The organism is Streptomyces sp. NPDC001985, from assembly GCF_040296845.1.
In the GTDB taxonomy this organism is placed as follows: Bacteria; Actinomycetota; Actinomycetes; order Streptomycetales; family Streptomycetaceae; genus Streptomyces.
On sequence record NZ_JBEOYB010000084.1, the window covers coordinates 1 to 21,574 of the forward strand.

Genomic DNA, 21,574 nt, shown 5'->3' on the forward strand with positions numbered 1-21,574 from the left:
CCTCTGCGCCGGGGGGCCGGGGGGGGGGGGCGGGGGGGGGGGGGGGGCCGCCCCCCGACCGTGGCCCGCACCGTGCGGGGTCCTGTCGCACAGGGTCCGTCCTCCAACTCCCCCAGAGCTGCCTCTGGGAGGTGCCCCCGGACGGGCCAGGGGCGGCCGCCCCTGTCGTGGGGCGGGGCCCGGCGCTCGGGGCTGGGCACCCCCGTCGGTGGCGGCAGGTGGCCGGCCTCGCGAGCGTCGGCTCCTCCTCCGCCTACCCGAGTTCACCGAGACGGAGGGCATCCCTCATCCCGCCGAGCTTCTCGGCCGTGACCGGAGTCCGCTCCTGCGCCTGCTCAGCGAGCCGGAGGGCGTCGTCGATCTCGCTGAGCTTCACGGAGGACAGGATGGCCGCCCGCTCGATCAGGTCGCCCCGGTACACCGTGGTCAGCCAGGTGCACGGCGTGAAGCCCGGACGCGGGAACGCGAGCCGCAACACGCCTTCGAACGGCAGCCCTTCACCGGCGCCGACCGGCACCTCGATGCCCAGACCGCTGATGTCGACACCCGCAGGAGCGACGACCTGCATCACCCGGATCGCGGACGTGTCGTCTCCCGACAGCAGTACGACCAACCTCCGCTCGTCGAACTGGACCCACCAGACTTCGCCACGTCGCACAAATCCTCCGGACACATGACGGCAGGCAGACCCCGCGCGCCCCTGACGCGCTGTGGAGACGGGTGCGGCCACCGTGGATCATCGGAGTGTGCAGACCGGGCCGCCGGCCACAGCGTAGCCCCGCCCGCCGGCAGGAGGTGTTCGAGTGCCTGATGGCCCGGATCGCGGGCCGGTTCGCACGGAACGCCACGCGCCGCGCGGGAAGAAGCGGCACCGGCAGACGATCCCCGGCGTGAGGCACCCGGCTGCCGGGAAGCACGCTTGGCCGGCGGTCCTACGCCAGGAGTGTGCGACGAGCCACCGTGATCAGGCGCTGGGCGTCGGCGCCGTAGAGGGCGGACTCGTTCAGGCTCTGCCACACCCGCTGGTACGTCGTGACCGTGGGCGCGTCGTCCAGCCAGAGTTCCGCGTGCCAGTCCTCGGTGATGGCAAGCCTGCTGTCGATGATCCAGAACGAGTTGGCCGGCGGGATCGTCACGGGCGCTTCGAGCGGGACTATGCCGAGAGACACGGTGTCCATGCCGATCAGGCCCGACAGCCGGTCGAGCTGCGCGGCGAGGACCGGCGGTGGGCAGATGCGGGTACGCAGGGCCGCCTCCCACATCAGGAGCCTGAACCGGTGGCCCGGCTCATGGATCCACTCCTGACGCTTGAGGCGGGCGCGCACGGCGTCGTCGGTGTCCCTCGGTGACTTCTGAAGACCCGAGTAGGCGGTGAACACATGCCTGGCGTAGTCGGCTGTCTGAAGCATCCCGGAGACCATGGTGTTCTCCCAGGTGTGGATCTCCCGGGCCTGCGCCACCAACGCGTTCCACGTCTCCTGTACAGGGCGGTGGCCGGACGCGAGCCGGCGGTGCCAGGAGCGCACGCGAGACTCGAAACTCCTGAGCTGTGTGCGCAGCTCCTCGAAGGACTCCGGCTGCCCGGTCGCGTCCGCCCAAGCCCGCAGATCCTCGACAGTGGCGGTCTGGCGTCCGTTCTCCAGCTTGGACACCTTGCTCTGCGTCCAGCCGAGCCGTTCGGCGAGAGCGATACCGGTGAGTCTGACGCCGGGACTTGACTCACGAAGCTCTCTGAGCCGCAGCCCGAGAGCGCTCCGCGCCTGCTGGAAGTCCGTACTCACCCGGTACCGCTCCGCCCTTCGCTATCCGGTCACGGCCGGCCCGGCCGCGAACTTCTCATGGGGAACGGCGTGGTGCCATGCCGCCTCCCGCACCAGAGACCGCCGTACCACCTCGGCGGGTTCGGTGATGAGCTCGACGTCCACGAGCTGATCCTCTGCGTCGAAGTTGAGCAGTGCCACGATCCGGGAGTCAAACAGCCAGTAGTCCTCGGACGGGAGCCGCAGCCGGTCCGCATCTCCGCGACGGAGGCTTCGGATGTCCTCCCCGAGGGCGGTGTTCCGCTTGGCGTTGTCGAGGAGATAAAGCTGCCCCGCCGTGGGCGGGTCGTCCACGACGCGGGCGCGTTCGACCCGCTTTCCCTGGTCCGTCTGGTTCCTGATCAGTTCGCAATAGGGGTCGGAGGGGTCCCACTGAGCTGTGCCTGTCTCGGCGAACTGGCGGTATGTCTCGGTCGCCTCGTCGCTTGCGTACCGGCGACGGGATTCCAAGCGCCACGCGCTGTACTCGAATGTCCGGAAAAGGTTTTCGAACTCGTCCAGGCCGATGATCCTCGCCTGCCGGTTCGTGTCCTTCGGTGTGTAGTCCACGAGCAGGTCACGGGGAACCACGACGGCCACTTCACCTTCGGACAGGTGCTGGAGCTGTCGAAGGTCGCTGGGATCGGTGAGCGGTGTTCCGTGCACGATGACCTCGCCACTCCCGAGGTCCTCGTGCACGGCGGGGCATCCGGTTCCACCGCTGTTCGTCCCGTTGAATCGCAGCGTGCGTGCCATCTGAGGCCATCCTTTCCATGGGTGCGCCACAGCACAAGATCGGTCTGTGTGCTCAGCGTCCCTGCCCTCGCGCGGGAATGTCGAGGGATGGAGGGGCCTCTCGTGAGAATAATCGAGAATCATTTCCCCGCACGGAACTCCGGGAATCTGAAGTCCGGTTCACGGAATGCGGAATCAGCCACTGAACGGTCGAGCCTGCGGCTGTTCAAGTGATCAGGAAGGAATGTCAATGCAGAACGGAATCGATCTGTACACGCTCACTATCGAAGGCGTGGTGTTCATGAAGGCCTGCGGCGGCAGCACCCATCCGGACGGCGAGGCATGCGTCACCCTCGCCGGGATCGGCCCGGACGCCTGGGCCGTGGGTGACAGCAAGCGCCCCCGCGCCGAGCCGCTGAGGTTCACCACCGCTGAGCTGGAGGCCGCCGGTATCGACCCGGCGCGGTTCGGTCTGTCTGCCTGACGGTCGTCGCCCGCGCTCCACCGGCTCCGACTCGGTTCCTCCGAGACCCGGAGCCGGTAGCGCACCCGCCACACCCTTCCCGCGCCGAAGCCGAATGGGACAACAGTTGCACCACCATGGATATCTGTGGGCCGGACCGAAGCGGCGGTTCGACGACGAGGCGCTGAGGCGGCCTCCGTACCCCGGCGCGCCTCCGGCGGACGGAAGGCCGGAGTTGGTCCAGCGCCACAACGAGGCGCGGGCGGAGTTTCCCGTTGTGGACCTCCCACCGCTCGAAACAGCGAACTGGCTCATCAAACCCGCGGAACTGGTGCGCGGCACCTGGGATGAGCCGAAGGAAGCGGCGGAATGGCTCGGGGAACAGCTCGCCGGCTACGCCCCCCGGTTCGCCTCGGAGTCGGATCGGGACAGCACCTGGCTGGCGATACTGGCCGGCTCGGCCGCCGAGCGGCTGGGGTGGGGCGGGGACGTCTCCCTCGGCTTCTACCTTGAGCGGCCCTCGTTCCTCTCTCTGGCGCTGGCGTGCTGCTCCCCGAATCGGACTTCTCCCGCGATGGACTGCCCGCTCCGGTAGGCCACCGGCAGCGAGCCCAGGCCCATCCCAGAGGAAGCCGGGGATCACTCGGATACGTGGACGCGGAAGGTCCTGGTCCGTTGGTACAGGTCACCGGTGCTCTCCTGGAGCCTCCGGAGGCCGGTTCGCCGCAGTCTCCTCCTCCACTCCACTCCACTCCACACGCGCATCGGCGGACTGGCGGTTGGCCGCGATCAGATCCGGGGCCCGGCCCTCTGCGGTACCGGCCCGGGCAAGGAACGCCCCCGCCGCGCCGGGCCGGGGCGTTCACCCGAGATATGGCCGCTGACCTGCTAAAAGGTCGCTACGGCAGGTTGCGGGCCATCACGATCCGCTGGATCTGATTCGTCCCCTCGTAGATCTGCGTGATCTTCGCGTCGCGCATCATCCGCTCCACCGGGTAGTCCCGGGTGTACCCGTACCCCCCGAGGAGCTGCACGGCGTCGGTGGTCACCTCCATCGCCACATCCGAGGCGAAGCACTTGGCCGCCGCGCCGAAGAAGGTCAGATCGCCGTCGACGCGCTCGGACTTGGCTGCGGCCGAGTAGGTGAGCTGGCGGGCGGCCTCCAGCTTCATCGCCATGTCGGCGAGCATGAACTGCACGCCCTGGAAGTCCGCGATGGGCTTGCCGAACTGCTTGCGCTCCTGGACATAGCCCTTGGCGTAGTCGAGGGCGCCCTGGGCGATGCCGAGGGCCTGGGCCGCGATGGTGACGCGGGTGTGGTCCAGGGTCTTCATGGCGGTGGCGAAGCCGGTGCCCTCCGCGCCGATCATGCGGTCGGCGGGGATGCGGACGTTGTCGAGGTAGACCTCGCGGGTGGGGGAGCCCTTGATGCCGAGCTTCTTCTCGGGGGCGCCGAAGGAGACCCCCGGGTCCGACTTCTCCACCACGAACGCGGAGATCCCCTTGGAGCGCTTCCCGGGGTCGGTGACGGCCATGACCGTGTAGTACTCGGAGACCCCGGCGTTGGTGATCCACCGCTTCACCCCGTCGAGGACGTAGTGGTCGCCGTCGCGCACGGCCCTGGTCTTCATGCCGGCCGCGTCCGAGCCCGCGTCCGGCTCGGAGAGACAGTACGAGAACATGGCGCGGCCCTCGGCGAGCGGGCGCAGGTACTTCGCCTTCAGCTCCTCGGAGCCGGAGAGGATCACCGGGAGCGAGCCGAGCTTGTTCACGGCGGGGATCAGCGAGGAGGAGGCGCAGACCCGGGCGACCTCCTCGATGACGATCACGGTGGCGAGCGCGTCGGCCCCGGCGCCGCCGTACTCCTCCGGTACGTGGACCGCGTGCAGATCCCCGGCGACCAGGGCGTCCAGCGCCTCCTGCGGGAAGCGGGCCTCCTCGTCCACGGCTGCGGCGTGCGGGCCGATCTTCGCCTCGGAGAGGGAGCGGATGGCGTCGCGGAGGGCGTCGTGCTCCTCGGACGGGCGGTACAGGTCAAAGTCCGACTTACCGGTCGATCCAGCCACGTCACTCACTCCCCAGAAGCGCTAACTACCGTTAAGTAACCAATTTTAGGGGCCGGGCCCCGCACGGGCATACGTGACCTTGGCGACAGCCACACATGTGCCCTTCCGGGCCCCCGACTATGCTCGGACCGCCTCCCCCTCGACTTCTCTGGAGCACCGCATGGCCCTCAGGATCACTGTGATCGGCACCGGCTACCTCGGCGCGACGCACGCGGCGGCCATGGCGGAGCTGGGGTTCGAGGTGCTCGGCCTCGATGTGGTGCCCGAGAAGATCGCGATGCTCTCGGCGGGCCGGGTGCCGATGTACGAGCCGGGGCTCGAAGAGCTGCTGGCCCGGCATGTCGCGGGGCTGGAGGGATCGAGCGGACGGCTGCGGTTCACGGATTCGTGGGAGGAGGTCGCGGAGTTCGGCGATGTCCACTTCGTCTGTGTGAACACCCCGCAGAAGCACGGGGAGTACGCCTGTGACATGTCGTACGTCGATGCCGCCTTCGCCACCCTCGCGCCCCTGCTGACCCGGCCCGTGCTGGTGGTCGGCAAGTCGACCGTGCCCGTGGGCAGCGCAGCCCGGCTGGCCCGGCTGCTGGACGAGCGGGCCCCGGGCGATGTCGAGCTGGCGTGGAACCCGGAGTTCCTGCGCGAGGGCTTCGCCGTCGACGACACCCTGCACCCGGACCGGATCGTGGCGGGGGTCGCGGGGGAACGGGCGGAGAAGCTGCTCCGGGAGGTCTATGCCACGCCGATCGCCGAGGGGTCGCCCTTCGTGGTGACCGACTTCCCGACGGCCGAGCTGGTGAAGACCTCGGCCAATTCCTTCCTGGCGACGAAGATCTCCTTCATCAACGCGATGGCCGAGGTCTGCGAGGCCGCCGGCGGTGATGTGGTGAAGCTGGCCGAGGCGATCGGGCACGACGAGCGCATCGGCTCGAAGTTCCTGCGGGCCGGGATCGGCTTCGGCGGCGGCTGTCTGCCGAAGGACATCCGCGCCTTCATGGCGCGCGCCGGTGAGCTGGGTGTCGACCAGGCGCTGACCTTCCTCCGCGAGGTCGACTCGATCAATATGCGCCGGCGCGGCCACATGGTGGAGCTGGCGCGGGAGGCGGTGGGCGGGGGCTCGTTCCTCGGGAAGCGGGTGGGTGTGCTGGGCGCCGCCTTCAAGCCCGACTCGGACGACGTCCGGGACTCGCCCGCGCTGAATGTGGCCGGGCAGATCCACCTCCAGGGCGGGCAGGTGACGGTCTACGACCCCAAGGGCATGGCGAACGCACGGCGGCTCTTCCCGACACTGGGGTACGCGGAGACGGCGCTGGAGGCGGTGCGCGGCGCGGATGTGGTGCTGCATCTGACGGAGTGGCGCGAGTTCCGCGAGCTGGACCCGGCGGAGCTGGGCGAGGTCACGACGAGCCGGATCGTGCTGGACGGGCGGAACGCGCTGGACCCGGTGAAGTGGCGGGGCGCGGGCTGGACCTACCGGGCGATGGGCCGCCCGAGCGCCTGACACCCGAGCGCCTGACACCCGGGCGCCTGACGCCCGGGAGCACGGGCGCGGGCGCCGCACACCCAGGGCTCCCGGCCGCCAAGGCGCCGGGCCGCTCAGGTTCCCGCACACCCAAGGCTCCCGCCACACGCAGGGCCCCGGCCCGCCCACGCCCCGGCCCGCCCACGCCCCGCCGGCTCAAGCCCCGGGCCGCCCGGCCCCCGGCGGAGTGCGGCGCGCCCGGTAGGTACGCATCTTGGCGCGTGACCCGCACACGGACATCGAGCACCAGCGGCGGCGGCCCGCCGGGCTCCGGTCCCAGTACACCCAGCGGCAGGTGTCGGACTCGCACGCCTTGAGCCGCGCCCAGGTGCCGTCCGCGACGGCGGCGGCCACGGCTGCGGCGACCCGGGACGCCAGCGGGGCCGGGTCGGCGGGGCGCAGTGCCGCCGTGCCGTCGTCCGAGACCGTGATCAGCAGGGGCGCGGCGGCGAGGAGCCGGCCCAGCTCCGCCGGTGACACCGCGCCCGGCACGCGGTGTCCGGCGTGGACGAGCGCGGCCGAGCGCAGGGCCTCGCGCAGCTCGCGCGCGTCCGCCACCCCGGCCTCGGTGAGCCCGAAGGGCGCGCGGCCCGCCTCGGTGTCGAGTTCGTCCGCCCCGGTCGCGAGGTCCAGGGAGTTGACCAGGGCCTCTATCAGGGTGAGCGCGCCGGGGGTCGCGGCTGCCTCTGTCATGGTTGCGACGTTACCTCTCATGGGGCAGCATGCGGTAACAGCAGCAGTTACCCCTTGAGGGCGGTGAGCCGGTAACCAGTCACTGGTGGCGGGGCCGCCCCTTCCGGAGAGGACACCATGGCCATCGCCACGCTCGGAACCGTCGTACTGGACTGCCCGGACCCGGTCGGGCTGGCCGGCTTCTACCAGCGGATGCTGGGCGGAGAGGTGAAGGTGTCGGAGAGCGACTGGGTGGAGCTGGTGGGCATCCCCGGCGTTCCGATCTCCTTCCAGCTCGCCCCGGACCATGTGCCGCCCCGCTGGGGGTCGCCGGAGGCGCCGCAGCAGTTCCATCTGGATCTGATGGTCCCGGACCTGGACACGGCGGAGGCGGAGATCCTCGCGCTGGGCGCGAAGCCGCTGGACACGGCGGACCACACCCGGGCCTGGCGGGTCTTCCAGGACCCGGCGGGCCACCCGTTCTGTCTCTGCGCGGAGTGACCGAGGGGGGCTGACAGAGAGAAAGGGGGGTACGGGTGGGACCCGTACCCCCCCTCAACGGCCGCCGCTCAGGAGTCCAGCTCCGCGAGGGTCGCGTTCGACGGGCCCCGGCGGGCACGGGTCTCCCGGGCCACCGACTCCGCGTCCCGCAGCACACGCACCGCGTTCTGCCAGGTCAGCTTGGACAGCTCGGGCTCGGACCAGCCCCGGCGCAGCAGTTCCGCGACCAGGTTCGGATATCCGGCGACATCCTCCAGACCGGCCGGTGTGAAGGCCGTGCCGTCGTAGTCCCCGCCGATGCCGATGTGGTCGACGCCCGCCACCTCGCGCATGTGGTCGAGATGGTCCGCGACCGTGGACGCGGTGGCGACCGGCCGGGGATGGGCCTCCTCGAAGTCGGCGTGCACCCTCATCGCCTCCGGGACGGTGTCCAGGTGGTGGAAGCCGTGCGCCCGCAGATTCTCGTCGGCCGCGCGGGTCCACTCGACGGCGGCCGGCAGGATGAACTTCGGTACGAAGGTGACCATCGCGACCCCGCCGTTGCCCGGCAGCAGCGCCAGCACGTCGTCGGGGACATTGCGCACATGGTCGCAGACCGCCCGCGCGGAGGAGTGGGAGAAGATCACCGGCGCGGACGAGGTCTCCAGCGCGTCCCGCATGGTCGTGGCCGCCACGTGCGAGAGGTCCACCAGCATGCCGAGCCGGTTCATCTCGCGGACGACCTCACGGCCGAAGGCGGAGAGCCCGCCCACACCGGGCTCGTCGGTGGCGGAGTCCGCCCACGGGACGTTGTCGTTGTGGGTGAGCGTCAGATAGCGCACCCCCAGGTCGTACAGCGCGCGCAGGGTGGCCAGGGAGTTGTTGATGGAGTGGCCGCCCTCCGCCCCCATCAGCGAGGCGATCCGGCCCTCGGCGCGCGCCCGCTCCATGTCGTCGGCGGTCAGCGCGGGCGCCAGGTCCCCGGGGTAGCGGGCCAGCAGCTGGCGTACGCCGTCGATCTGCTCCAGGGTGGCGCTGACCGCGTCGTCGCCGGACATCCCGCACCGCACGTACACCGACCAGAACTGCGCGCCGACGCCCCCGGCCCGCAGCCGGGGGATGTCCGTGTGCAGCACACCGGTGCGGTCGGCGGCGATGTCGAGCCGGTCCAGGTCGTAGCGGACGTGCTCGCGCAGCGCCCAGGGGAGGTCGTTGTGGCCGTCGACCACGGGGTGCGAGGCGAGCAGTTCGCGCGCCCTGCCGAGAAGTTCGGGGGTGGGTTCCATGGCGGACTACTTCCCGAAGCCGAAGGAACCCGCACCCTCGGTCTTCGCCCGGAGCCGTTTGCCCTTCTCGGTGGCCTGGTCGTTCAGCACCTGCTGGAACTCCCGCATCCGGGCCAGCAGCTCGGGGTCCTGCACGGCGAGGATGCGCGCCGCGAGCAGGCCCGCGTTCCGCGCTCCGGCGACGGAGACGGTGGCGACCGGGACCCCGGCCGGCATCTGCACGATCGACATCAGCGAGTCCATGCCGTCCAGATACTTCAGCGGCACCGGCACGCCGATCACCGGCAGCGGGGTGACGGAGGCGAGCATGCCCGGCAGATGGGCTGAGCCGCCCGCGCCCGCGATGATCGCCTTCAGTCCCCGGGAGTCCGCGCCCTCTCCGTACGCGATCATCTCGCGCGGCATCCGGTGCGCGGAGAGGACATCGACCTCGTAGGGGATCTCGAACTCGGCGAGGGCGTGCGCCGCCGCCTCCATGACCGGCCAGTCGGAGTCGGAGCCCATCACAATGCCAACAAGCGGGGTGGTGCTGCTCATTCGGTGATCGTTCCTCTGAGGTAGTCGGCCGCGTGGCGGGCGCGCTCGCGGACCTCCGCGAGATCGTCGCCGAAGGTGTTGACATGGCCCACCTTGCGGCCCGGTTTCACGTCCTTGCCATACATATGGATCTTGAGCTGGGGGTCGCGGGCCATGCAGTGCAGATACGCGCCGTACATGTCCGGGTAGTCACCGCCCAGCACATTGCACATGACCGTCCAGGGCGCGCGGGGGCGCGGATCACCGAGCGGGAGATCGAGCACGGCCCGGACATGGTTGGCGAACTGCGAGGTCACCGCGCCGTCCTGGGTCCAGTGCCCGGAGTTGTGCGGGCGCATCGCCAGCTCGTTGACGAGGATGCGGCCGTCCGAGGTCTCGAACAGCTCCACCGCGAGATGCCCGACGACACCCAGCTCGGCGGCGATGGTGAGCGCCAGCCGCTGCGCCTGGCCGGCGAGTGCCTCGTCCAGCCCGGGAGCGGGGGCGATCACCGTGTCGCAGACGCCGTCGACCTGCTGGGACTCCACCACGGGGTAGGCGACGGCCTGGCCGTGCGGGGAGCGGACGATGTTCGCGGCCAGCTCGCGGGTGAAGTCCACCTTCTCCTCGGCGAGCACGGGCACGCCCGCGCGGAACGGCTCCGCCGCGTCGGCCGGCGTGCGCACGAACCAGACGCCCTTGCCGTCGTAGCCGCCGCGCACGGTCTTGAGGATGACGGGGAAGCCGCCGACCTCCTCGGCGAACGCCGCCGCGTCGGCCGGGTCGGCGACGATGCGGTGCCGGGGGCAGGGCACCCCCAGCTCGGTGAGCCGGGCGCGCATCACCCCCTTGTCATGGGCGTGGAGCAGCGCGTCGGGGCCGGGGCGCACGGGGATGCCGTCCGCCTCCAGGGCCCGCAGATGCTCGACCGGGACATGCTCGTGATCGAAAGTGATCACATCGCAGCCCTGTGCGAAGGCCCGCAGCGTGGCCAGATCGCGGTAGTCGCCGATGACGACATCGCCGACCACCTGCGCCGCGGAATCCTGCGCGCTGTCACTGAGGAGCTTGAAACGAATGCCGAGGGGGATGCCCGCCTCGTGGGTCATACGGGCGAGCTGACCGCCGCCGACCATGCCGACTACCGGGAACGTCACGCCCTCAGGATATCGGCCGCGCCGCGCCGGGCATCGGCCCGTATCCGTCCGGTACGCACCGTCCTCCTCGGGCGCACACACGGTCACGGACCCGCCACACCATCGTCCGGGCGCCCGGGCGGGGCCCCTGGGCGCTGGTTAGCATGACGGGGTTGGCGATGTCGATCCGATGGGGCTGGACTCTCACTATGAGTGAACGTGGCGGAGCGCTGCGCACGCGGTTCAACCAGCTCATGCGCGAAGTCGCCAAGTTCGGGGCGGTGGGGGGCGCGGGGGTCATCGTCAACCTCGCCGTCTTCAACCTGACGCGGGCGGCCACCGAGCTGCCCGTGGTGCGGGCGTCGCTGGTGGCGAACGCGGTGGCCATCGTCTTCAACTACCTGGGGTACCGCTACTTCACCTACCGGGACCGCGAGAAGACCGGGCGGACCCGGGAGATGTCGCTGTTCATGTTCTTCAGCGCCATCGGCATGGTGATCGAGAACGGGATTCTCTACGTGGCGACCTACGGGTTCGGCTGGGACAGCCCGCTCCAGAGCAATGTCTTCAAGTTCCTCGGGATCGGCGTCGCGACACTCTTCCGCTTCTGGTCCTACCGGACCTGGGTGTTCCGGGCACTGCCGGCCCGGGAGGCCGTGCAGACGGCCGAATCGTTCCTGGAGCAGGGCCGGGCGGAGCCCGGCGCGGTGGCTCCGCGCCCCTGAGCCTCCGCCGGCGCCTCCGGCCGGGGCTCCGGGCTCAGCGGACCGTGGGCCGCTCCTCCTCCTTGCGGGGGCGGGCGACCCGGCTGAGGAAGAGCGCGAACACCGGGGGGTGCTGCTGGAGCATCTCCAGCCGGCCGCCGTCGGCCTCCGCGAGATCGCGGGCCACCGCGAGGCCGATGCCGGTGGAGTTCCGGCCGCTGATGGACCGCTCGAAGATCCGCGCACCGAGGTCGGCGGGGACGCCCGGGCCCTCGTCGGTCACCTCGATCACGGACTGATTGCCGGTGACCCGGGTGCGGAGCGCCACGGTGCCGCCGCCGTGCATCAGCGAGTTCTCGATCAGCGCCGCCAGCACCTGGGCGACGGCGCCCGGGGTGCCGACCGCGCGCATCCCCTGCTTCCCGGAGCAGACCAGGGCGCGCCCGGCGCTGCGGTACGCGGACCGCCACTCGGCCATCTGCTGCTTCACCACCTCGTCCAGATCGAAGGCGATGGCGGAGCCGGTCCGGGGATCGCGGGAGTTGGTGAGCAGCCGCTCCACGACATCGGTGAGCCGCTCCACCTGGGTGAGGGCGATGTTCGCCTCCTCCTTCACGGTCGCCGGGTCATCGGTCGCGGAGATCTCCTCCAGGCGCATCGACAGGGCGGTGAGCGGGGTCCGCAGCTGATGGGAGGCGTCGGCGGCGAGCCGGCGCTCGGCGGTGAGCATCCGGGCGATCCGCTCGGCGCTGGCGTCCAGCACATCGGCGACCCGGTCCAGCTCGGGGACGCCGTAGCGGCGGTGGCGGGGGCGCGGGTCGCCGCGCCCGAGGCGTTCGGCGCTCTCGGCGAGGTCGGTGAGCGGGGAGGCGAGACGGTTGGCCTGGCGGACCGCGAGCAGGATCGCCGCGACGATCGCGATCACCGCGACGCCGCTGATGATCAGGAGGCTCTCGCCGACCTCCCGGGTGATGGCGGAGCGCGGCTCCTCGACGGTGACGAGTTCGTTCTGCTCGCCCCTCGCCCTGCCCGTGAGGACACCGCCGGTGGGCCGTTCGCCGATCTCGATGGGCGCGCGCCCGGGGATCTCGATGAGCGCGTACCGCTTGGCGGCGCCCTGCTCGGCGAGGATCGCGGGGTTGACGGGCTCACCTCCGATGAGGAGCCCGTCGACGATGCTGGCGAGGCGGATGGCCTCGGACTCGACGCGTTCCTGGGCGCTCTCGGAGATGGTGCGGGTCTCGACGAGGACGAGGGAGATACCGAAGACGGCGATCACGACGAGGACGACGGCGAGAGTGGAGTTGATGAGTCGTCGGCGCACGGCGGCCCTCCGGGCGGGATACGGATTCTGCGTCCGAGCCTATGCCGCCCGGCCCGCCCCGGGGCCCCGCGCCGGCCCCCGGCCCCCGGAGGTTCCGCGCCGCCCGGCCCAGGAGAGGGGCCCGCCCCGGTCACCCCGGTGCGGGCCCTCACCGCCGTACAGGACCTGCGGAACACACGGAGCGTACGGAACCGGGGTCAGTTGCCCGGCACCGTCACCTTCTCGTCGTTCCTGATCTGCTTCACGATCTGGGCGACCTTCGCCTTGTCCCAGACCAGGTTCCCGCCCCGGCTGCCCGCGACCGGCATGTTCATCGAGGTGCCGTCGCCGCCGGTGACCCCCTTCATCGCGAAGAACATCTGGCTCAGGTCCCACAGCGACATGTCCTTGTCCACCACCAGCGTGTCCAGGCCCGCGCCCATCACCGGGTAGAGCTTGAACGGGTTCAGGATCGTGCCGGGGGTCGCCGTCTGGCCGGCCAGCGCCGCCAGGAACTTCTGCTGGTTCTTCGTCCGCGCGAGATCCGCGTCCGGGAACGCGTACCGGGTGCGGACGAACGCGAGCGCCTGCTCGCCGTCGAGGAGCTGCTTGCCCGCCTCGAAGTCGGCGCCCGACTTCTTGTCCTTGAAGGCCTTCGGGATGTCCAGCTCCACCCCGCCGATCGCGTCCACCACCTGGGCGAAGCCCGCGAAGCCGATCTCCGCGTAGTGGTCGATGCGCAGATGCGTGTTGTGCTCGACCGTGCGCACCAGCAGCTCCGGGCCGTCCTCCGCGTACGCGGCGTTCAGCTTCACCCTGCGGCCCTCGGCCGGGAAGAGCTTGCCGGACTGCGACCCCTTGAACGAGGGGATCTCCACATCCGAGTCGCGCGGCAGCGAGATCATCGTGGTGCCGCCGGAGCAGTCGGCGAGGATCATCATCGAGTCGGTCCGCTTGCCCTCCGCCGACCCGGTCCGCAGCCGCTTCTTCTCCTCGGCCGACATCCCCTTGCGGCTGTCCGAGCCGACGATCAGATACGTCGTGCAGTCGTCTTCCCCCGGGCGCTCGATGACCTTGGAGAGATCGACCTCGCGCCGCACCTTGCCGTCGGCCCAGAAGTAGGTGCCGACGGTGACCACCAGAAGCGTCCCCACCAGCACCAGCGAGCCGATCTTTATCCGGCGGCGCCAGTCGACCGGCCCGCGCGGCGGGCCCGCCGGGGGCGGGGGACCGGCCGGGGAGCCCGGGGCCCGGTATCCGCCGCCGTCGTGACCGCCGGCCGGGGAGCCGTAGACCTGGCCCGTGTTGTAGCCGCTGTCGTAGGGGGCGCCGTGGCTGTCCTCGTACCCCTGCGACTGCTGCTGGGGGACCGGCCGCCGCCGCACATGGGGCATCGCCCGGGCGCCCTCGGGCTCCGGGCCCTGGCTGCCGCGTCCGTATCCACTGGGCCATTCGTTCATGACGGTAAGTGTGCCGGGTCACAGAGGCTCCCCGACAGGCCGGGTGGCGAATAGGACCGGGCCTGTTGCCAAGCTGATGCAATGTGCCGGCCGCGCGCCCGCGGCGGCCCCGCCGCACCGGCCCCGCTTAGGGTGGAGACCATGACAGACCACCCCCACCATCCGGACCCGGCGATCGGGGGGAAGCCCACATCGGCCTCCCGCACCACGCTGAGCCACATCATGACGGCCGCGGACACCAACCTCCTGGGGACGGTGCACGGCGGTGTGATCATGAAGCTGGTGGACGACGCCGCGGGCGCGGTCGCGGGCCGGCACTCCGGCGGCCCCGCCGTGACGGCCTCGATGGACGAGATGGTCTTTCTGGCGCCGGTCCGCGTCGGCGACCTCGTCCATGTCCGCGCCCAGTGCAACTGGACGGGGCGCAGCTCCATGGAGATCGGTGTCCGGGTGCTCGCCGAGCGCTGGAACGAGTCGACCCCCGCCCAGCAGGTCGGCTCCGCCTATCTGGTCTTCGCCGCGGTCGACGGCGACGGAAAGCCCCGGCCCGTGCCCCCGGTGCTCCCCGAGGACGAGCGCGACCGCCGCCGCTACCAGGAGGCCCAGATCCGCCGCACCCACCGGCTCGCCCGCCGCCGCGCGATCAAGGAGCTGCGGGAGCGGCGCACCGCCGACGGCATCGTCGACTGACACCGGGCCCGCTCAGGGGCAGGTCACCTGGTCGCCGGTGACCGCGCCGAACTCGCCCTGGAGGGCGTCCTGCGCCCGCACCGGCACCACCCCCCGGAAATCCTCCCCCGCCGTCACCCGCAGTGTTCTGCCCTGCCCCGGCACGGGCCGCAGCTCGCACCCGCGCAGCGCGGTGGCCAGCGAGCGGGCCGAGCGGTCCCAGCGAGGGTCGTACGAGACGAAGGTGCGCTCCGCCGGCTCCTCGCCGCCGCCGTTCAGCGGGGCGCGCGTGGTGGCGAAGCCGGTCGCCCGCAGCGCGGCGTCCACCGTGCGCCCCAGACCGTCCCGGTGGGTCCCGTTGTAGACCTGCACCCGGATCTGCTGCGGGGAGACATCCACCAGCGTCGCCCGCCGCTGTGTGCGCGCCGGCGCCAGCGGCCTGTCCTCCCGGATCATCCGGAAGAGCCGCCCCGCCTTGGCGGTGTCCCACTTCACGGCGGAGCCGACGCCCGGCACCGTACCCATCGAACCGATCGGTACGGAGGTGAACTCCGACGACGCCGCCGAGAACCCGCGCATCGCCCGGCCGAGCGCCAGCATCTGTTCCCTGCCGAAGTCCTTATCGGCCCGTACGGAGCCGAGCAGGGTGGAGGTGATCTCGCGGAAGCGCACCGGGTTCAGCAGCATCCCGCTGCTGGTGACCCGCTCGATCAGCGCGGCCACGAACCGCTGCTGGCGCTGCATCCGGCCCAGGTCGGAGGCGACGTCGACATGGCGGGAGCGCACGTACTGGAGGGCCTGGCCGCCGTCGAGCCGGTGGGAGCCCGCCGGGAGGTCCAGACCGGTGTAGCGGTCCTTCATCGGCTGTGTCGTGCAGATCTCGACCCCGCCGACGGCGTCCACCGTCCTCATGAAGCTGGTGAAGTCGACCTCCAGATAGTGGTCGATCTTCACCTTGGTCATGTGCTCGACCGTCCGCACGGTCAGCGCGGGCCCGCCCTCCGCGTAGGCCGCGTTCAGCTTCACCGGGTGCGCGGGCCGCTTGGTGCCCGTGGCCCGGTCCGTGTGGGCCGGGATCTCGGCGTAGCTGTCGCGCGGCAGGCTCACCACGCTCGCCCGCCCGCTGTCCCGGGAGATGTGCACCAGCATGATCGTGTCGGTGCAGTGGCAGGGCGCCCCGCCGAGCCGGTACTTCTCCTTCTCCTCCGGGGTGATCCGCTCGCGTCCGTCGGTGCCGACGAGCAGCAGATTCAGCCCGTCCCCCGGCTCGGGCCTGTTCTTCATGTCGCGGAACGGGTCCACCCGGTCGATCCCGGTGTCCAGGCTGGTGAGCGCCGCGTGCCCGATCACGCCCGCGCCCAGCACCAGCATCGACAGCGCGGTCGCCACCCGCAGCCCCCAGCGGGGTCTCGCGACCACCGGCCGTCTGGTCCTGGGCCCGGGATTGGGCCGGGGACGGGGGGAGCGGGACGGCGTGGGCACGAGGGGGACACCTCCGCGGGCGACGGGGGGAGGGGCCGTCCGCGGCACGGCGGACCGCGGCGGGCACGGGCGGACACCGGGGGATCGCGGGCGGACGACAGACGAGCGGCGAACGGGGGAACGAGCACACGGTAGGCCCATACGATCGGCTGCCCGCGCCATGGGCCGGGCGCCGCGCGTCCGTGTCCCCCATTCGCGGTAACGTGGCGACCGATGAACGCCACGCCCCCTGTCTCCGTGATCATGCCGGTCCTCAACGAGGAGCGGCATCTGCGCAACTCCGTCCGTCACATCCTCCAGCAGGAGTACGGCGGCGAGATGGAAGTGGTGATCGCGCTCGGGCCGTCCACGGACCGCACCGACGAGATCGCCGCCGAGTTGGTGCGGGAGGACCCCCGGGTCCAGACCGTGCCCAACCCCACCGGCCGGACCCCCGCCGCCCTCAACGCCGCGATCAAGGCATCACATCACCCGATCGTGGTACGGGTCGACGGGCACGGCATGTTGTCGGCGAACTACATCGCCACCGCCGTCCGGCTCCTGGAGGAGACCGGCGCCCAGAACGTCGGCGGCATCATGCACGCCGAGGGCGAGAACGACTGGGAGCGCGCCGTCGCCGCCGCGATGACATCGAGGATCGGCGTGGGGAACGCCGCCTTCCACACCGGGGGTGCGGCCGGGCCCGCCGAGACCGTCTATCTGGGGGTCTTCCGGCGCGAGGCGCTGGAGCAGCAGGGCGGCTACAACGTGGAGTTCATCCGCGCCCAGGACTGGGAGCTGAACTTCCGCATCCGCGAGGCGGGCGGCGGGATCTGGTTCTCACCGGAGCTGAAGGTGGGCTACCGGCCCCGGCCCTCCGTCCGCGCGCTCGCCAAGCAGTACAAGGACTACGGCCGCTGGCGCCATGTCGTCGCCCGCTACCACGCCGGCTCGATCAATCTCCGCTATCTCGCCCCGCCGGTCGCCGTCTGCGCGATCGCGGCGGGGCTGGTGGTGGGCGCGGTCCTCACCCCCTGGGGCCTGATCGTCCCCGGCGGCTATCTGGCCGCGATCACCGCCGGCTCGGTCCCGGCGGGCAAGGGGCTGCCGCTCCGGGCCCGGCTCCAGATCCCGGTGGCGCTGGCGACCATGCACATGTCGTGGGGCTTCGGCTTTCTGACCAGCCCCAGGTCCCTGGCGAGGAAGGTCATCGCGAGCCGCCGCCCGGCGGTCCGGGCGACGGCGAACTGAAGCCGGCTCCCCTCCCGTCCGGCGGCCTCGGAGAGCTGGGCGCACCTGCGGTCTCGGCGGCTCCGGAGACCCGGGCGCCACCCGCGGCCTCGGAGACCCGGGCGCCACCCGCGGCCTCGGCGGCTCCGGAGCCTCGGCGCCACCGGCGGGCGCGGCGCCGCCTTTGGTTCCGGCGGCGCGCCCGCGCGGGTGCGCGCGGATCACTGCGCGCACACCTTCTTGTCGGCCTCCGTCTTCTTCACCCCGTCGGGAGCCTTGCCGGACCCGCTGACCGGCACCCCCGCGCCCCTGAAGTCGGCGCCCAGGGTCAGGGTCATCGGATCGGTCCCCTGGGCGTCCCGGTTGCCCGGCCGCAGGGCGGCGGTGGAGAGCCCCATCATGTCGGCGAGCGCCCTGGCCTGGTCGGCCTGGTCCGGCGCGTAGGCGAGCGTCGTCCTGGCGAGCTTCTCGGGGGCGTTGCTCCGGTTCGCCGACAGGGGCACGCCCTTGGTGTTCTGGAGCCAGAGCAGTGTCGACTGCGCGGCGCCGGTGGTGTCACTGCCGTTGTAGACGTCCACCCTGATCTCCGAGGCGTCCGCGCGCGCCCCCTCCAGCAGCGCCTTCCGCCGGTCCCTGGCGTCCTTCTCCTTCTTCTCCACCTCGGTGAAGGAGACATCGTTCGCCAGCATGTCGAAGACCTGCGGCGCCCTGACCGGGTCCAGGACGACGGTCGCCTTGACCGGCCCCTCGCTGGGGTTGTCGATCACCGGGACGGTCAGGAAGGTGATGTTCTTGACGTCGATCCTCCCCAGCTCCTGCGCGAGGGCGGTCAGCCTGGGCACGGTGCCTATCCGGGAGTCCACGGTGAGGGCCCTGGTCATGGAGTTCGCGAGATCGAACATCTCCTTGGGGTCGCCCAGGATGTCGCTCTTCATCTTGCGGATCATCGAGGCGACGAACTGCTTCTGCACATCGATCCGGTCGAGGTCGCTGTCGTTCTTCAGACCGTGCCGGTTGCGGACGAAGGCGAGCGCCTGCTCGCCTTCGACGCTGTGCGGGCCGGCCGCCAGATCGAGCCGGGACTCGGGGTCCTTCATCGGCTTGGCCAGGCAGATGTCCACGCCGCCGATCGCGGTCGTCAGAGTCTTGACGGCGTTGAAGTCCACCATCATGAAGTGGTTCATCGGCAGGCCGGTGAACTCCTTGACCGTGCGCATGGTGCAGCCCGGGTCGCGGCCCTGCTGGCCGAAGGACTGGTTGAAGCGGGTCCTCGGCTGCCCGGGGATGACCCGGGTCGAGCCGTCGGGCTGCTTGGTGGGGCAGGCGGGGATGTCGACGACCAGGTCGCGGGGGATGCTGATCGCGGTGGTGTTGGTGCGGTCGGCGGAGACATGGAACAGGAACGTCGTATCGGCGTGCCCGGCGCTCCCCTTGTCGCCGTACCCCTGGTTCCCCGCGCCGGTCCGCTTGTCGGTGCCGATCACCAGGATGTTGAGCGGGCCGCCCGAGAGACCGCCGCCGCTGGCCGCGTCACCGATGTCGACGGAGTTGATGTTGCCGTTGAGCCGCTCGTACACCAGATACGCGCCGATGGACCCGCCGACCAGCAGAAAGCCCAGGACGCCGCCGGTCCACACCAGCGCCTTCCGCTGGGCGGACTTCCTCGCCTTGCGCCCCCGCCGCCCGGACGCGCCGGGACGCTCGGCCGCCGGGGGGTTCGTCCGCCGCCGGCCGCGCTGGCCCGGCACCGAGGGGCCGGGTCCCGGCCCCGGTTCCGGCCCCGGTCTTGGTCCCGGGAGAGCGGTGGAGGGCGGACGGTCCGGCCCGGGGGAGGGGGCGCCGTGGCGCGGCCCGCCGGTCTCCCGGTGGTCCGCGGTGTCGTCCAGCCGCAGTTCGTAGGTGCCGGTCCGCGGGTTCAGTACCCACTGGTCGGCGGGGTCGACTCCGTCCGTCTGCCCACGGCTCTGTGCGTCCACGGTCGCTCGGGTCCTCCGTCGGTGCCACGCGACGTGCCTCTCCCCCTCAGGAGACGCGCGATGCCTCACTCCGGTGGGCCACGGCCTCCTGGCCGGGCCCCGGATCTCGTCACACTATCCGTCCCGTTCGGCGCCGGGGGACGGACCGAGGGAAATCACCGCACCCCACACAGGGGCAATCTGCCCGAACTCCCCGGGCCGGTACGCACGCTTTGGGGATTGCTTTACCCATAAGGTCCGTTGTGGGGCGGGGAGGGCACCGTGCCCGCCCCCGCCCCCGGCACCAGCCCGCGCTACCAGGTGAAGCCGGGCTGCACCTTCATGCACGCCTTGGTGTCCCCGCCGTTCAGCGCGTTGGCCGAATCGGGGGTCCGGTCGCTCTCCTCGGGCTTCGGGAAGGCGGTGCCGAGCCGCCAGTCCGCTCCCACGGTCAGCGCGATACCGGTGACATCCGTCGACTTCTTCACCGCGGACCGGGGCAAGCCCAGTGCCTTCGCGACCGCCTGGGCGTCGCCCTCCAGCTCCGCGTTGGAGAAGTGGACCACCGTCTTCGGCGCGGCCTCCCCGGCCGTGTCGGCCACCGCCCGGGTGAAGCCCTTGGCCTGGAGCACTCCGGCGATCTCCGTGGCCCGCCCCGGCTGGGGCGCCTGCCCGCCGCCGGTGCCGTTCCGTACCTGCACCGCGATCTCGGCGGGCGCCGCGGCCGGGTCCTTCGAGGTCGCGGGGGCCGTCTTCTTCTTCCTCGGGCCCCCCTTGCCGTCGAGCGGGATGTCCTCCCGGACCATGCGGAACAACTGCTCGGCCTCGCCGGGGATCGGCTCCACCTTGCCCCGGAAGCCGGGACGCTTCGAGTAGTCGACCGGGATGCGGGCCATGGTGACCCGGTCGCTGGGCACGCTCTTGAGGTCGTCGCCGAGTTCGAGGAGCCGGGCCACCGAGTCGATGCCCTTGTCGACGGTGAGCGCCTCGATGGCGGCCTCGGCGAGCCTGCGCAGCTTGTTGGGGTCGGTGAGCTTCGCGTTCTTCCGCAACTGGCGCACCATCGAGTTCAGATACATGTGCTGGGCGCGGGTGCGGGCGAGGTCGCTGCCGTCCTCGAAGCCGTACCGGGTGCGCAGCCACTGGAGCGCCTGCTCGCCCTTGACCGAGGTGGTGCCCTTCTCCAGCTTCAGCCCGGAGCCCTCGCCCTTGAGGTTGCGGGACTCGACGTTGTCCGTGACACAGACCGGTACGCCCTCGATGGCGTCCGCCATGGAGACCACACCCGCGAAGTCGATCATCATGAAGTGGTCGATGGTGATCCCGGTCAGCTCGTGCCAGGTGGCGACCGTGCAGCCGGGCCCGCCCCGGCCGAGGGACTCGTTCGTCTGGACCCAGTCGCTCGCGGGGAAGGTCTCACCGCTGTCCGGGTCCGTGCACTCGGGGATCTTCAGCATGGTGTCGCGCGGCATGCTGATCGCCGAGATGTTGGTGCGGTCGGCCGAGACGTGCAGCAGCATCTGCACATCCGCCAGCGGCTTGCCGTTGAAGGTGTCCCTGGCGCCGCCGAGCTTCTGGTTCGCCTTGCTGTCGCGCCCGTCGGAGCCGATGACCAGGATGTTCAGCGGGGTCTGGCCCTTGGCGTTGGCCTTGTGGCCCGGCATCTTCCTGCCGAGGGTCAGATCGTCCTTCTTGATCCTGCTGTTGAGGTGCTCGTAGTAGAGATAGCCGGCCGCGGCCGTCGCGAGTATCAGCAGCGACAGGGTGACCGCGGTCCACCGCAGCACCCGGCGCTTGCGGCTCCGGCCGCTCCCGGCGCCGCGGCCCGCCCCGCGCGCGGACCGGGAGCCGCCGTCCGGTGATGTGCTGCCCCGCCCGCCGGAGGGCGGGGGACGGTGATGGCCCCGGCGCCCGCGCTGTCCCGGCACCGCGATCCCGCCGGGCCCGCCGGCCGTGCCGGGCCCGCCGGCCGCGCCGGTCCCGCCGCCGGAGGCACCGCCGCCGGCACCGCCGTCCGCGGCTCCGTCATGGGCGCGCGGAACGCGGTCCGGCGCCCTTCCTCCTCGTACGCTCTTGCGTCCCACCCCTGGACCCCCCTGTCATACGCACCCGGTGACGGG

20 protein-coding genes are annotated in these 21,574 nt (G+C 71.4%); 7 read left to right on the forward strand and 13 right to left on the reverse strand.

The window, feature by feature from the left end; genetic code table 11:
* Positions 1 to 253 precede the first annotated feature (253 nt).
* The 3 genes from ABT122_RS28620 to ABT122_RS28630 form a co-directional block, all read right to left on the reverse strand.
* Positions 254 to 658: a type II toxin-antitoxin system PemK/MazF family toxin gene (locus ABT122_RS28620; RefSeq protein WP_351558181.1), complete on the reverse strand. Its 405-nt coding sequence runs from the start codon at positions 656 to 658 to the stop codon at positions 254 to 256.
* A 274-nt stretch (positions 659 to 932) separates the two neighbouring features.
* Positions 933 to 1,781: a helix-turn-helix domain-containing protein gene (locus ABT122_RS28625; protein WP_351558183.1), complete on the reverse strand. Its 849-nt coding sequence runs from the start codon at positions 1,779 to 1,781 to the stop codon at positions 933 to 935.
* A 21-nt stretch (positions 1,782 to 1,802) separates the two neighbouring features.
* On the reverse strand, positions 1,803 to 2,555 hold the full coding sequence (locus tag ABT122_RS28630) for a DUF6879 family protein (RefSeq protein ID WP_351558185.1): 753 nt from the start codon (positions 2,553 to 2,555) through the stop codon (positions 1,803 to 1,805).
* 229 nt (positions 2,556 to 2,784) lie between these two features.
* Between ABT122_RS28630 and ABT122_RS28635 the strand changes: the two genes are divergently transcribed.
* A complete protein-coding gene (locus tag ABT122_RS28635; protein WP_351558187.1) occupies positions 2,785 to 3,018 on the forward strand; it encodes a DUF397 domain-containing protein in 234 nt (77 codons plus the stop codon).
* Between the two features lie 106 nt (positions 3,019 to 3,124).
* A complete protein-coding gene (locus ABT122_RS28640) occupies positions 3,125 to 3,592 on the forward strand; it encodes a hypothetical protein (RefSeq protein ID WP_351558222.1) in 468 nt (155 codons plus the stop codon).
* Positions 3,593 to 3,896: 304 nt separating this feature from the next.
* Here the strand turns inward: ABT122_RS28640 and ABT122_RS28650 are convergent, their stop codons facing one another.
* On the reverse strand, positions 3,897 to 5,072 hold the full coding sequence (locus tag ABT122_RS28650) for an acyl-CoA dehydrogenase family protein (RefSeq protein WP_351558189.1): 1,176 nt from the start codon (positions 5,070 to 5,072) through the stop codon (positions 3,897 to 3,899).
* Positions 5,073 to 5,223: 151 nt separating this feature from the next.
* Here ABT122_RS28650 and ABT122_RS28655 point away from each other — a divergent pair, with 151 nt between their 5' ends.
* Complete coding sequence (locus ABT122_RS28655; RefSeq protein ID WP_351558191.1) at positions 5,224 to 6,561, forward strand: UDP-glucose dehydrogenase family protein; 1,338 nt, start codon at positions 5,224 to 5,226, stop codon at positions 6,559 to 6,561.
* A gap of 177 nt (positions 6,562 to 6,738) precedes the next feature.
* On the opposite strand, the gene ABT122_RS28660 is transcribed toward ABT122_RS28655, so the two are convergent.
* Positions 6,739 to 7,275, reverse strand: coding sequence for a CGNR zinc finger domain-containing protein (locus tag ABT122_RS28660; protein WP_351558193.1), 537 nt, complete (start codon positions 7,273 to 7,275; stop codon positions 6,739 to 6,741).
* A 117-nt stretch (positions 7,276 to 7,392) separates the two neighbouring features.
* Here ABT122_RS28660 and ABT122_RS28665 point away from each other — a divergent pair, with 117 nt between their 5' ends.
* The gene (locus ABT122_RS28665; RefSeq protein WP_351558195.1) at positions 7,393 to 7,755 is read left to right on the forward strand and encodes a VOC family protein; all 363 of its coding nucleotides are present in this window, start codon (positions 7,393 to 7,395) and stop codon (positions 7,753 to 7,755) included.
* Positions 7,756 to 7,823: 68 nt separating this feature from the next.
* Here the strand turns inward: ABT122_RS28665 and ABT122_RS28670 are convergent, their stop codons facing one another.
* The 3 genes from ABT122_RS28670 to ABT122_RS28680 are packed head-to-tail and all read right to left on the reverse strand — an operon-like array spanning position 7,824 to position 10,693.
* Positions 7,824 to 9,020: a dipeptidase gene (locus tag ABT122_RS28670; RefSeq protein WP_351558197.1), complete on the reverse strand. Its 1,197-nt coding sequence runs from the start codon at positions 9,018 to 9,020 to the stop codon at positions 7,824 to 7,826.
* A gap of 6 nt (positions 9,021 to 9,026) precedes the next feature.
* The gene (purE, locus tag ABT122_RS28675; protein WP_351558199.1) at positions 9,027 to 9,557 is read right to left on the reverse strand and encodes a 5-(carboxyamino)imidazole ribonucleotide mutase; all 531 of its coding nucleotides are present in this window, start codon (positions 9,555 to 9,557) and stop codon (positions 9,027 to 9,029) included.
* On the reverse strand, positions 9,554 to 10,693 hold the full coding sequence (locus ABT122_RS28680) for a 5-(carboxyamino)imidazole ribonucleotide synthase (RefSeq protein ID WP_351558201.1): 1,140 nt from the start codon (positions 10,691 to 10,693) through the stop codon (positions 9,554 to 9,556). Before ABT122_RS28680 ends, purE begins: the two co-directional genes overlap by 4 nt.
* Before the next feature lie 188 nt (positions 10,694 to 10,881).
* On the opposite strand from ABT122_RS28680, the gene ABT122_RS28685 reads away from it, so the two are divergent.
* Positions 10,882 to 11,397, forward strand: a complete 516-nt coding sequence (locus tag ABT122_RS28685; protein WP_351558203.1) for a GtrA family protein — start codon at positions 10,882 to 10,884, stop codon at positions 11,395 to 11,397.
* Positions 11,398 to 11,431: 34 nt separating this feature from the next.
* On the opposite strand, the gene ABT122_RS28690 is transcribed toward ABT122_RS28685, so the two are convergent.
* Together ABT122_RS28690 and ABT122_RS28695 are read right to left on the reverse strand one after the other, a co-directional pair.
* Complete coding sequence (locus ABT122_RS28690; RefSeq protein WP_351558205.1) at positions 11,432 to 12,700, reverse strand: sensor histidine kinase; 1,269 nt, start codon at positions 12,698 to 12,700, stop codon at positions 11,432 to 11,434.
* A gap of 197 nt (positions 12,701 to 12,897) precedes the next feature.
* Positions 12,898 to 14,139, reverse strand: coding sequence for an LCP family protein (locus tag ABT122_RS28695; protein WP_451068691.1), 1,242 nt, complete (start codon positions 14,137 to 14,139; stop codon positions 12,898 to 12,900).
* 141 nt (positions 14,140 to 14,280) lie between these two features.
* Here ABT122_RS28695 and ABT122_RS28700 point away from each other — a divergent pair, with 141 nt between their 5' ends.
* Entirely contained in the window at positions 14,281 to 14,829 is a 549-nt protein-coding gene (locus ABT122_RS28700; RefSeq protein ID WP_351558207.1) for an acyl-CoA thioesterase, read from the forward strand.
* Positions 14,830 to 14,841: 12 nt separating this feature from the next.
* On the opposite strand, the gene ABT122_RS28705 is transcribed toward ABT122_RS28700, so the two are convergent.
* Positions 14,842 to 16,290: an LCP family protein gene (locus tag ABT122_RS28705; RefSeq protein ID WP_502976223.1), complete on the reverse strand. Its 1,449-nt coding sequence runs from the start codon at positions 16,288 to 16,290 to the stop codon at positions 14,842 to 14,844.
* 213 nt (positions 16,291 to 16,503) lie between these two features.
* Here ABT122_RS28705 and ABT122_RS28710 point away from each other — a divergent pair, with 213 nt between their 5' ends.
* The gene (locus ABT122_RS28710; protein WP_351558209.1) at positions 16,504 to 17,520 is read left to right on the forward strand and encodes a glycosyltransferase family 2 protein; all 1,017 of its coding nucleotides are present in this window, start codon (positions 16,504 to 16,506) and stop codon (positions 17,518 to 17,520) included.
* Positions 17,521 to 17,720: 200 nt separating this feature from the next.
* Here ABT122_RS28710 and ABT122_RS28715 read toward each other — a convergent pair whose 3' ends face one another.
* The gene (locus tag ABT122_RS28715; protein WP_351558211.1) at positions 17,721 to 19,475 is read right to left on the reverse strand and encodes an LCP family protein; all 1,755 of its coding nucleotides are present in this window, start codon (positions 19,473 to 19,475) and stop codon (positions 17,721 to 17,723) included.
* 293 nt (positions 19,476 to 19,768) lie between these two features.
* On the reverse strand, positions 19,769 to 21,538 hold the full coding sequence (locus ABT122_RS28720; protein ID WP_502976224.1) for an LCP family protein: 1,770 nt from the start codon (positions 21,536 to 21,538) through the stop codon (positions 19,769 to 19,771).
* Positions 21,539 to 21,574 lie beyond the last annotated feature (36 nt).